Source organism: Thermovenabulum sp., from assembly GCF_049723235.1.
In the GTDB taxonomy this organism is placed as follows: domain Bacteria; phylum Bacillota; class Thermosediminibacteria; order Thermosediminibacterales; family Thermosediminibacteraceae; genus Thermovenabulum.
Window position 1 is genome coordinate 26,306 of record NZ_JBNARB010000014.1, and the last position, 12,644, is coordinate 38,949.

Consider the following 12,644-nt stretch of genomic DNA (forward strand, 5'->3'; position numbering starts at 1 on the left):
CCGGCTTTCGCCGTGGCTTTTTAATCATCCGCATTTTGAGAAACCGCAGGCTCTGCAGACTACACACCCTCCTTCGGTTTCCAGCACACTTCCGCATTCGGGGCATTTATTTGTTTTAGAAGCGGTTCCTTCTTCTTCAATTTCATATAGCTTTTTATAGTATTCTACCCCATTACCGTTGTTTTTCTTTTCCTCTTTTACGCCTTCTGCTTTTAAAATATTCCTTTCTAAGGCTCGGGCTATGGCATCAGGACATGACAGCACCTTTATGTCCTTATTGCTCGCCATCTGCCTTATGGTAGAAAGGCATCTTATACCTTTTAATTGCTCTATAATAGCATTAACATCAATCCCCGAGCGAAGTGCCAGCGAAATGAGCCTGCTGGTGGCTTCTGACTGGGACGGACATCCTCCGGCTCGTCCCAGATTTGTAAATACTTCGCATATGCCCTTATCATCGGAATTAACGGTAATATATAGATTCCCGCATCCTATTTTTACCTTTTCGGTGCTTCCGTAGGTTATGGAAGGTCTCGGGCGAGGGATGATGTGTTTTTCTTCCGAAAATGCTCTTACAGCCTCTTTACCTTCCTCTTCCCCTTTAGTGCCTTTATTTAAGACCTGTTCCTCACGGCTTTTATCCCTATAAACCGTCACACCTTTGCAGCCCAATTCATAGGCAAGAAGATAAACCTTCCTTACATCCTCCTTTGTGGCCTCCTGAGGAAAATTTACGGTCTTAGATACCGCATTATCCGTATATTTCTGAAAAGCTGCCTGTAATCTAACATGCCACTCGGGGGATACATCATGCGCGGTTACGAACACTTTTTTAACGTCTTCGGGAATTCCTTCAATATCTTTTAAAGAACCTTTTTTCAATACTTCTTCCATTAATTCGTCGCTGTAAAGTCCCAATTCCCTCATCTTTTCTTCAAAAAGCGGGTATATTTCAATAAGGCGCTGTTTATCAAGAACATTTCTCTCAAAAGCCAGTGCAAAAACGGGCTCGATGCCGCTGGAGCATCCGGCTATTATACTTATGGTGCCCGTAGGAGCAATTGTTGTAACCGTGGCATTTCTTACAGGAGGGCTTCCCATCTTATCGTAAACACAGCCGGCAAAGTTTGGAAAAGCTCCTCGAGCTTTTGCCAGTTCTTCCGATGCCTTACGAGCCTCGCTTTGTATAAAGCCCATCACTTCCTCTGCAAGTTTTACAGCTTCTTCGGAATCATAGGGGATTCCAAGCTTTATGAGCATATCGGCAAATCCCATTACTCCAAGTCCTATTTTGCGGTTAGCCTTTGTCATTTGCTCAATCTCGGGCAGCGGGTATTTATTCACATCAATTACATCGTCCAAAAAGCGCACCGCCGTATGAACGGTGTCTTTAATATCTTCATAGTTTACAAATAATTTATCATTCTCTTTATATACAAATTTTGATAAGTTAATTGACGCCAGTGTACATGATTCAAAATTCAGCAGAGGTTGTTCCCCACAGGGGTTAGTGCTTTCTATACTGCCCACGTGAGGAGTGGGATTTTTTTCATTAATGCGATCTATAAAAACTATTCCCGGTTCCCCGTTTAGCCAGGCCATCTCCACTATCAGGTCAAATACTTCCCTTGCCTTTAATTTGCCGGCTATCCTGCCTGTATGAGGTTCCACAAGCTCGTAATAGTCGTCATTTTTTAAAGCTTCCATAAACTTGTCCGTTATCGCTACACTTATATTAAAATTTGTAAATTCTTTATTATCCCTTTTGCATTGAATAAATTCTAAAATATCCGGGTGATCTACCCTCAAAATACCCATATTGGCTCCTCTTCGGGTGCCGCCCTGCTTTACAGCTTCTGTAGCGGCATTAAATACCCTCATAAAAGATACGGGACCCGAAGCAACACCACCGGTAGACTTTACCGTAGAGCCTTTAGGTCTCAGCCTTGAAAAACTGAAACCCGTTCCTCCGCCGGATTTATGTATTAGTGCGGCATTCTTAATGGTTTCAAAAATCCCTTCCATAGAATCTTCCACGGGCAGTACAAAACAGGCTGACAGCTGCCCCAGCTCTCTTCCAGCATTCATAAGAGTAGGTGAATTGGGCAAAAACTTTAAGTCGGCCATCAGATCATAAAATTTTTGCTCCCAGTAGGATGGATCCTCTCCATAAAATTCTTCGGCCTTTGCCACTGCTTTCGAAACCCTCTCCAGCATTTCCTCCGGGGTTTCTATTACCTTCCCTTGTGAATCCTTAGCAAGATACCTTTTTTCAAGCACCTTCTTTGCATTTTCCGTTAAATTTATCTTTTTTTTCATCAATGACACCTCTTTTACCGGTCAAAATAAAGCAAAAAAGCGGTTTTTTTACCGCTTCCGATAATATAATAAAAATAAGGTTTAATATTTTATACCTCAATATTTATTCCTTGATTTTGCAGCATCTTTTTGTAGTCTTTTTCCCCTCAGCGGCATCCTCTGTAGCCTTTACTTCCACCTTTGTAAAGCTATCCTTTGCTTTGCATTCCGGGCATTCCTTCGGTTTGCACCGGGTTTCTTTTTCAAACCCGCACATGGAGCATTTGAATAGTGCCATAATAATTACCTCCCTGAATCCCTGTCTAATATTTAGTGTATTATTCATTTATTAAGATGTCAATTATTTTTCTCTTGACACATTATCACATATATGTATATAATAATTACAGAATACTTGTATACAATTGTTAAGGGGGAATTTTTATGGATATTACCCTTTTCAGCGAAGAACTCTTTCTTCTGCTTCAGGAATTTTTTAATGATTTTACTTACGGTGCAGCCTACATGGAGCATTAATCATTTGATCAAATAACTTTTTATTTTACTTATATTTTCTTTTGCAATTTTCTCTCCTATTTTTACTAACTCGGGAATACGGTAATAATCGGTATACCCTATTCCGGAAATATCCGGAGAAATATAGAAAGCAGGGTAATTTTGCTCTTTCATTTTTATTAGTTCATCGGACATAATATCTATGCATGAAAATATAATTTCCGTCAAAGTTTCCGCCCTGTTTTTGCCTTTTTTTACCGAAAGGTCTACCGCAATAACCTTTTTTGCTCCCATATCAAAAAGAATGTCTACAGGAACGTTATTTATAATTCCTCCATCCACAAGTTTTCTTCCATCAATCCTCTTCGGAACAAAAATTGCCGGCAGCGAGATGCTCGCCCTTATCGCTTCAGATATTTTTTTATCAAAAAGATATTGCCTCCCCTTTTTATCTTTGTTTTTTACACTTTCTTTTGAGCAAAATACCACCTCTTCCCCGGTTTCCACATCGGTGCTTATGATAAAAAGGGGGATCTTTAATTCCTTAAATCCTTTTCCTTGAAAAAGCTCATCAAAATACTTTTCAATTCTTTCTCCTTTAAAGAGTCCTTCAGCCCCTTTAGAAAGAACCGTAGGTCTTTTGGTGCATAAAAAGTAAATGAATACCCCGATATAGGCCATCCAAAAAGCCGGATCGAGCATTCTCCAGGGTTTTACGCTCATAAGCCTGTTCACAAAATCATCAAAATTTATTTCTAAAGCCGCCAATGCTCCGGCAATACTTCCCGCACTCGTCCCAGCTATCATATCGGGATAAATTTCGTTTTCGAATAATCCTTTTAAAATGCCTAAATGTACCGCTCCTCTTATTCCTCCTCCACTTAAGGCTATACCAAGTTTATTTTTTACCATTCTTTTAGACCCCCTTTCTGCCATCCTTTTTAAAAATATATTCCCGAGAAATTAATTTTATCCTTATTTTACGCATACATAAAAAGGCAGGCTTTATAAGCCTGCCTTTTTATTTTCAGTTCAATATTTTAATTAATTATTACTTGTTGATTCCATCTCTTAAAGCTTTTCCTGCTTTGAAGACGGGAATATTGGCAGCCGGAATGTCAATTTCCTCTCCGGTCTGCGGGTTGCGACCTTTCCTTGCGCTTCTTTCCCTCACTTCAAAAGTGCCAAAACCTACGAGTTGAACCTTGTCCTTTTTCGAAAGAGCTTCCATCACCGAATCAATGAAGGCGTTCAAAGCTTTTTCAGCATCCTTTTTAGTAAGTCCGCTTTTTTCTGCCATTGCCGATACGAGATCTGCTTTATTCACTCTCATTCCCTCCCTGAAAATTTCTATTTTGTTCTAATTTCTTATTCTCCACAAAAAGCCAAATTCCTTCAATTTCAGAGGTAATTTAAAACTTTTTTTCTTTATTTTTCCCCTGTTCCCATAATATATCCATTTCTTCCAGGGTCATTTTTGAAAGGTCTTTGTTTTGTCTTTTTGCCTCTTCTTCCACGTATTTGAACCTTTTTACGAATTTTTTCGTAGCGTCTCTCAATGCCAGTTCGGGATCTACCTTTAGAAAACGAGCTACATTTACCACCGCAAAGAGCAAATCTCCTATTTCTTCCTTTATTTTCTCACTTTTTTCACTTTTATATACTTCCTGGATTTCCTGCAGTTCTTCATACACCTTATTCAAGGCACCATCAACACTATCCCAATCAAAACCTACCCGGGCAGCTTTTTCCTGCACCTTAAAAGCCTTCATAAGAGCCGGCAATTGTTCCGGAAGCCTGTCCATGGATTCGGCATAGGAAGAAAAATCCTTCTCTTCCTTCTTTATATCCTCCCAATTTTTCAGCACTTCTTCGGGAGTATCGGCTTTTACCTCTCCAAAAATATGGGGATGGCGCCTTATCATTTTATCGCAAATTTTTTCTATCACATCATTGATGCTAAATCTGCCCTCTTCCTCCGCAATTCTGCTGTGAAATACTATCTGCAACAGCAAATCCCCCAGCTCTTCTTTTAAAATTTCCGGGTTTTCAGCATCAACCGCATCTATTACTTCATAGGCTTCTTCTATTAAAAAGGGTTTCAAAGACTCATGGGTTTGAGCTTTATCCCAGGGACAGCCTCCCTCTCCCCTCAGCTTTGCCATAATATCCACCAATTTTTCAAAACCTTCCTTTGCCAAGATTAATCATCTCCTCAAAAGGCTTATCTTTTTTATTATTTTACTTAATCTTTTCCCGAAAGGCATCATAGCAAGTTCGGATTCTTCTACGCCGCCCAATATTAACAGACAAAAAAGGTAAACAAGAACACCTATCATTATGCAAAAAAGAGTGCTCAAATTATGCCCCAGCCCTTTCAAAACGAGAAAATTAAAGCCATAGACCACAAATGCTCCCATAAATAAGGCGGAAATTCCGGGTTTTAGAATCATCTTCACAAAATCCACGCGCATTCCCGAATACCTTGAAGCTGCAGTTAAATTTAATAAAGATGCTACCGCATAACCGAGAACAGTGCCCAGGGCTGCGCCTCTTATGTTTATTGAAGGAATTGCGGTTAAAACATAGTTTGTTATTATCTTGCTTACGGCACCGAGAAGAAGATTATATACCGGGACTGCGGCCCTGCCTACGCCCTGCAGTATGCCGGTAGTGGTCTGCTGAAGGGAAAGAAATATTATCCCCCAGGCAAGAATAGAAAGGGGAATCCCCGCTTCGGCGTTTTTATAAAGAAGCACCGACACGGGGGTGGCCAGAGCAAAAAGTCCAACGGCAGCAGGAATAGCAAAGATCAATGCTATCCGAATTCCTAACTGAGCTCTTTCCGAAGCCAATTTATAATTGTTTGTAGCGACTGCTTCGGATATAGCAGGCACAAGGCTTGCCGATAAAGATATAGTAACGATTGCCGGAAGATTAATAAGCGGTGCCGCCATTCCTGTTAGCTGCCCGTAAAGTTCGGTAGCTCTTGTCACGGAAAAACCAGCTACCTGCAGTCTCATCGGAACAATAGCAGCATCGGCTAAATTCATTACGGGAATTATTAATCCCCCCAGGGTAATGGGGACAGCGAAAATCATCAGGTCTTTAAAAATTTTGATAGGGCTATCCAGCCTTTTTCCCAGATCCTCCATCATTTTTATTTTTATTTCATTTTGTTTTCTATAATACACCACCACAAGAACCAGTAAACCCAAAACCGCACCTACTACCGGACCAAAAGCCGCACCAGCTGCCGCGTATTCCACACCTTTTGGCAAAAGCAGGGATGCAAGAAAAAATACCGTTGCTACCCTTCCAATTTGCTCTACCACCTGAGAAATAGCTGAAGGGGTCATATCCTGAAGACCCTGAAAGAATCCCCTGAAACTGGACATAATTGAAACAAAGAATATGGCGGGGGCAATACTTACCAGCGAATAATAGGCTTTTGGATTCCCCAGCACTCTTGCGGATAAATAGGGCGCATAGATTATTAACGTTGCGGTAGATAAAAAACCTATTATACCCAGAAAAGCAAGGGAAACCCTGAAAATTCTGAAGGCATTTTTGTACTTTTTTAACGCTATATTGGAGGACACCAGTTTGGAAATAGCGGTGGGTAAACCCGCTGTAGACAGGGAAAGAAGGGTTACATAAATAGGGTAGGCCATTTGATAAAGCCCCATGCCTTCATCCTTTATCATCATTGCTAAGGGTATACGGTAAACCGCACCCAGTATTTTTACTATAAATCCCGCCACGGTCAGAATAAAGGCTCCCTTTAAAAATGATGTCTTTTTTTCCATTAAAGCTTTGCCCCTTTTTTTAAAATCAATTTTAAAGACGAATATATAATACCATTTATTTCTTATTCCCTCAAGTTTGTTATAGATGGTATTCAAAAAAGGAATATATCAAAAATAATTTTTTTCGCGCTAATTATATATGCATTATTCATTTTTTATGATATAATATTTCATGTCTTAGCCAATTTATTATAGCACATTTCTTTCGCTATTTTCTAAAAAGTATATATATTTTAAAAGGGAGGATTTTAGAATCATGTCCCAATTGAGCGATTTTATGCTAAATGTGAAAAATGTCTACCGCAACCTACCCGTATCAAAGCTTGTAGAAGAAGCAGTAAAAAGGGGAGAAGGAGTCCTTTTGGAAAACGGCGCACTCCTCGTCAACACCGGAAAATACACCGGCCGCTCTCCGGAAGATAAATTTATTGTAGACAGCGAAACCATTCACGACGAAATATGGTGGGAAAACAATAAACCTTTTTCATATAGAAATTTCCACAATTTACTTTTCAGAATCCAAGCTTACCTTCAAAACAAGGATGTATTTGTATTTGACGGTTATGTCTGTGCCGACCCCAATTTCAAAAAACCGTTGAGGGTAATCACCGAATACGCCTATCAAAGCTTATTTGCACGACAGCTATTTTTACGCGGCAAAATCGACGAAGATTTTTCCCCTGAAATCACCGTCATCTGCGTTCCCGGTTTTAAAGCTGACCCCAAAATAGATAAAACCAATTCCGAAGCCTTTATAATATTGGATCTTGAGAAAAAAATAATAATAATCGGCGGTACAAAATACTCGGGTGAGATTAAAAAATCGGTATTTTCCCTTTTAAATTATATTATGCCCGGCTCCGGAGTATTCCCCATGCACTGTTCGGCAAACGTGGATGATAAAAACAATACGGCACTGTTTTTCGGGCTTTCGGGAACGGGTAAAACAACTCTATCGGCAGACCCGGAAAGAAGGCTAATAGGCGATGATGAACACGGCTGGTCCGACAGCGGTATCTTCAATTTCGAAGGCGGATGCTACGCAAAATGCATTCACCTTTCTTTGGAAAAAGAACCCCAGATTTACAATGCCATCAAATTCGGCACCATTCTGGAAAACGTGGTATTTTCCCGGGAGGATAGGATGCCCGACTACGACAGCGATTTCTTCACCGAAAACACCAGAGCTGCATACCCCGTAGATTACATACCCGATGCGGTAATCCAGGGCGTGGGAGGACATCCAAAGCAAATATTTTTCCTTTCTGCTGACGCCTTCGGTGTTCTTCCTCCTATTGCAAAGCTCACAAAGGAACAGGCTATGTTTTACTTCATAGCAGGTTACACCAGCAAATTGGCGGGAACCGAAAGGGGCATTACCGAGCCAAAAGCTACTTTCTCCGCTTGCTTCGGTGCACCCTTTTTACCGAGACCCCCTTATGTTTACGCCGAGCTTTTAAAGGAAAAGGTAGAAAAATTCAATACCGACATATACCTGGTAAATACCGGCTGGATAAAAGGGCCTTATGGAACGGGAGAAAGAATAAACTTAAACTATACGAGAGCAATAATAAAAGCCGCTTTAAGCGGCCTTCTAAAAGACGTAGAATACGAAAAGGACCCTGTATTTAACCTCATGATACCCAAATACTGCCCCGGTGTGCCTGCGGAAATCTTAAATCCAAGAAATTCCTGGAAGGATAAAAAAGCTTACGATGAGTACGCCCATAAGCTAAAAAATAGCTTTACTACCAATGCATCAAAATACAATCTGCCGGCAGAAATTTTAAAATAGCAGCGTAAAGCTGCTATTTTCTTTACTGTTCCATTTGCCTTGCTAAGAAACCGGCTGCGGTTTCCGCAACCTTTACTTCTAATTCTCCCATAGCCACATTGGGTTCTTTTGAAAGTAATATCACAGCACCTATGGGATCCCCTTCGGCAATTATAGGCACCACTACCTGGCTCGTGTACCTTACCTTGCCATCCTCATCCTGCGTTATTTTTATATACTCTTTTTCCGACGTCTTGCTAATTAATACCGTTTTTCTTTCATCCATTATGGCTTCCAAGTCGGAGCTAATGGGCTTTTCCATTAATTCCTTTTTTGGAGCACCGGAAACGGCAATAACCGTATCCCTGTCCGAAATACACGCGATATGCCCCAAGGAATCGTGGAGGGCTTCGGCGTATTCTCTTGCAAAATCACCGAGTTCACCTATTGGCGAATATTTTTTGAGGATTACTTCTCCTTCTCTATCGGTAAATATTTCAAGAGGATCGCCTTCGCGAATCCTTAACGTCCTTCTTATTTCCTTCGGTATAACAACCCTCCCCAGGTCGTCGATGCGACGAACTATCCCCGTTGCCTTCACTTTTTCCCCTCCTTTTCCTGTGGAAAATGCTTTCATCATTAGTATTAGAGTAACAAACCTTTTTTATTCATTATAGGGAATAAAGAGAAAATCCGCCATTTCTTTTAATAACTCTTCAATCCTTATAAATAGCTTATGATCATCGATGTTTTTAACCCTTATCGAAAAGGAGGGAACCGTTGTTCCGGAAAAAATTATTCTATTTTTAAAGAAAGCGACTAATTTCAAATAATCCTCCACATTCAAGGCATCTTTGCTCTTAAATTTAAAAACCACGTAATCTTCATTTCTTATAATATTTGCAATTTTTAATTTTTTGGCAAGCAATTTTAATTTTGATATACTTAAAAGATTTCTCACAGGCTGCGGAAGGTCCCCAAAGCGGTCTTCAATCTCTTCCTCTAATTCCTCGGCTTCCTTAAGAGTCTCCAGTGCTGCAATCCGCCTGTAAATCTCCATTCTTAAAGATTCATTTTGAATATAATCCTCGGAAATAAAAGCATTTACCTTAAGGTCAATAACGGGCTGTACTTCTTCTCCCCGGATAATTTCCCCTTTTAATTCCCTTACCGCCTCCTCTAAAAGCTTGCAGTATAAATCATAACCCACCGCCATCATGTGTCCGTGCTGCTCGGTCCCGAGGACGTTTCCGGCACCCCTTATTTCCAGGTCTCTCATAGCCAATTTAAACCCGGCACCGAATTCGGTAAATTCTCTTATGGCCGCCAGCCTTTTCTCCGCCTGCTCCGATAGGACCTTATCTTTTTTGTAAGTAAAATACGCAAAGGCCTGTCGGTTGGACCGCCCAACCCTGCCTCTAAGCTGATACAGCTGGGATAATCCGAACCTGTCCGAATTTATTACGATCAAGGTGTTTACATTGGGTATATCAAGCCCGGTTTCGATAATTGTGGTACATACCAGCACGTCGTATTCCCTGTGGTAGAATTTTAACATCACCTCTTCCAGCTCGTCCTCATCCATCTGCCCGTGAGCTACCGCAATCCTCGCCTCGGGCACCAGTAAGGAAAGCCTCATAGCTTCCTCCCTTATGTCCTGAACCCTGTTGTAAACATAATATACCTGACCGTCTCTTGATAGCTCCCTTAATATGGCATCCCTTATGAGGGAGTCATTGTACTCCACTACATAAGTTTGAACGGGAAATCTGTTCTCCGGAGGTGTCTCTATAAGACTCATGTCCCTTATGCCGCTTAATGCCATATGCAGGGTTCTCGGAATGGGTGTTGCGGTCATGGTGAGCACGTCCACATTCTTTTTAAGCTGTTTTATTTTTTCTTTATGAGCCACTCCAAACCGCTGCTCTTCGTCTATTATAAGAAGCCCTAAGTCCTTAAATTTTACATCCTTTTGAAGGAGCCTGTGGGTTCCTATGATAACATCCACCGCTCCGTTTTTTAAATCCTTTAAAATCGCTTTTTGTTCAGCTTTAGACTTAAAACGACTTATCACTTCTACCCTTAATGGAAAGGGGGAAAATCTTTCGGAAAAGGTCCTGTAATGCTGTTCCGCCAGTATTGTAGTGGGGACAAGCACCGCTACCTGTTTTCCATCCATGACCGCTTTGAAAGCCGCTCTTAAAGCTACCTCCGTCTTCCCGTATCCCACATCACCGCAAATTATCCTGTCCATGCATTTATCGCTTTCCATATCCCTTTTTACTTCTTCTATTGCCATCAACTGGTCCGGGGTCTCCTCATAGGGGAACATCTCTTCGAATTCCTGTTGCCATACCGTATCCTTTGAAAAGGCAAAACCTTTTATACTTTGCCTGGCGGCGTAAAGTTCGATAAGCTCCTTTGCCATTTCTTTGATGGATTCCTTGACCTTTGCTTTTGTCTTGCTCCATTCACTTCCGCCGAGCTTGTTTAACTTCGGCGGCTTATCTTCGGGAGAAACGTATTTATATATAAGTTCCACCTGGTCCGTTGGAACGTAGAGTTTATCCCCTCCCAGATACTGGAGGGCGAAGTAATCGCGCTTATTACCCTCCACCTCTAAGGTTTCCACACCCAGGTACCTGCCTATTCCGTGCGTGGCGTGAACCACATAATCTCCCGGGCTCAGCTCGTCCACGGCGGTTATTTTTTTGCCTTTCTTCGTAATGTCAGGCTTTGCCTGCTTCACTTTTGGCCTTCCGTAAACATCCGTATCCGAAATTACGGCTACCCTGATTTCAGGAATCTCAAAGCCCTTTCCCAGGGATCCGGGGATCACCACAACCTGCCCGGACATAAGTTCTCCATTTAAGCTTTTATAAAAAACCGCTTCAATGTTCTTTTCCCTTAATGCCTTTGATAAGTGTTTTCCCCTCTCTTCATTTCCCGATAATACAATTACTCCATATCTTCTCTTTTTATAATTCATTATTTCTTCTACTAAAAGTTCAAATTTACCGTTAAAGGCAGTAACTGCCCTGAACTGGAAGGAATATACCCCTCCTACATTGAATTCCTTCGGTATCCTCGGAAACATGGAAATATAAAAAGAGGGATATTTTTTCATCTCATCGATTACCCGTTCCACAGAAAAATAAATCTCCGAAGCCGAAGGAAGAATATGCCCCTTCTCTAAAAGCCCTTTATAGGTCTCTTCTATTTCAAAGGAGATGTTCTTCGAACTTTCCATAAGCCTCCCGGGTTCAATAAAAAACACAAAAGGAGGAGTAGAGAAATAATCCATAAGGGAGCAAAGTTCTTCGTACAAATATCCCGTATAAAGTTCGGCAGATTCGAAAAAGATTCCCCTTTCCAGCTTATCAATATGGAGGCCTACTTTTTCCTTTAATATCTCGAAAATTTCCTTTTTGCCTGCGGAATATAAAGCACTTCTCTTTTCCTCCAAATCCCGCGAAACCTTCAAAGCCGCTTTTTTACCGGTCTCCTCGTCAAATATAACCTCCCTGGCAGGGAATATCCTTATTTTTTCCAGTCTGTCAAAGGATCGCTGGTCTTCAATATTAAAGCGCCTTATGGAATCTATTTCATCGCCGAAAAATTCGATGCGGTAAGGATATTCGGCAGTAAGGGGAAAAATATCCAGGATACCGCCTCTTTGAGCAAACTGTCCTCTACCTTCAATAACTTCGACCCTTTCATAGCCCATCTTTATAAGCCTTAAAATTACTTCTTCCAAATTTTCTTCGCGGCCGTATTCAAGCTCAAATGTGAAATTTTTCACTATATTTGGCGGCACAAGCTTATTCACAAGGGCATTCAACGGGGCTACTACTACCTTGGAGTTATCAAAAAGTAGTTTCTCAAGCACCGATAATCTCTGTGCCGTAAATTCAAGGCTTTTAGCTTCGGTTTCATAGGGAATCACGTAATTGGAAGGAAAATACAGTACCTGTTCCTTCCCCAGGAAGAATTCCAGATCCTCCGCTATCCTTTTAGCCTCAAGAGCATCGGGCACTACTACCAGAAAATTTCTTTTACCGAACCTTTCTTTGAGCCCCGCTATTATGAAAGATTTCTGTGAGTCGGAAAGCCCATAGGAAAAAAAACCTTTTATTCCGTTTTCGACGTCTTTTGTAATCCTGTTGAAATCTTCTATCTTTTCGCAAAATTTCAGCGCAAACATAGCTTCTCCTTTAAAAAAATTCCTAATATAAAGTATAACTCAA

General features: G+C 41.0%; 9 protein-coding genes. 1 reads left to right on the top strand and 8 read right to left on the bottom strand.

Annotated elements, in window-relative coordinates; genetic code table 11:
- Positions 1-24 precede the first annotated feature (24 nt).
- The 6 genes from ACPLOV_RS07980 to spoVB form a co-directional block, all read right to left on the bottom strand.
- Positions 25-2,307 carry a vitamin B12-dependent ribonucleotide reductase gene (locus ACPLOV_RS07980; protein WP_424910991.1) on the bottom strand — a complete coding sequence of 761 codons (2,283 nt, stop codon included), beginning with the start codon at positions 2,305-2,307 and terminating at the stop codon, positions 25-27.
- Positions 2,308-2,422: 115 nt separating this feature from the next.
- Positions 2,423-2,596: an RCKP-type rubredoxin-like domain-containing protein gene (locus tag ACPLOV_RS07985; protein ID WP_424910981.1), complete on the bottom strand. Its 174-nt coding sequence runs from the start codon at positions 2,594-2,596 to the stop codon at positions 2,423-2,425.
- A 239-nt stretch (positions 2,597-2,835) separates the two neighbouring features.
- Positions 2,836-3,726, bottom strand: a complete 891-nt coding sequence (locus tag ACPLOV_RS07990; RefSeq protein ID WP_424910047.1) for a patatin-like phospholipase family protein — start codon at positions 3,724-3,726, stop codon at positions 2,836-2,838.
- A 139-nt stretch (positions 3,727-3,865) separates the two neighbouring features.
- Positions 3,866-4,141, bottom strand: coding sequence for an HU family DNA-binding protein (locus ACPLOV_RS07995; protein WP_068747815.1), 276 nt, complete (start codon positions 4,139-4,141; stop codon positions 3,866-3,868).
- Positions 4,142-4,226: 85 nt separating this feature from the next.
- Complete coding sequence (gene mazG, locus ACPLOV_RS08000) at positions 4,227-5,015, bottom strand: nucleoside triphosphate pyrophosphohydrolase (RefSeq protein ID WP_424909227.1); 789 nt, start codon at positions 5,013-5,015, stop codon at positions 4,227-4,229.
- 6 nt (positions 5,016-5,021) lie between these two features.
- Entirely contained in the window at positions 5,022-6,623 is a 1,602-nt protein-coding gene (spoVB, locus tag ACPLOV_RS08005; protein ID WP_424909228.1) for a stage V sporulation protein B, read from the bottom strand.
- 256 nt (positions 6,624-6,879) lie between these two features.
- Between spoVB and pckA the strand changes: the two genes are divergently transcribed.
- Entirely contained in the window at positions 6,880-8,418 is a 1,539-nt protein-coding gene (gene pckA / locus ACPLOV_RS08010; protein ID WP_424910982.1) for a phosphoenolpyruvate carboxykinase (ATP), read from the top strand.
- Between the two features lie 22 nt (positions 8,419-8,440).
- On the opposite strand, the gene spoVT is transcribed toward pckA, so the two are convergent.
- Together spoVT and mfd are read right to left on the bottom strand one after the other, a co-directional pair.
- A complete protein-coding gene (gene spoVT / locus ACPLOV_RS08015) occupies positions 8,441-8,998 on the bottom strand; it encodes a stage V sporulation protein T (protein ID WP_424910983.1) in 558 nt (185 codons plus the stop codon).
- Between the two features lie 63 nt (positions 8,999-9,061).
- Positions 9,062-12,601: a transcription-repair coupling factor gene (mfd, locus tag ACPLOV_RS08020; protein ID WP_424910984.1), complete on the bottom strand. Its 3,540-nt coding sequence runs from the start codon at positions 12,599-12,601 to the stop codon at positions 9,062-9,064.
- Positions 12,602-12,644: the final 43 nt, after the last annotated feature.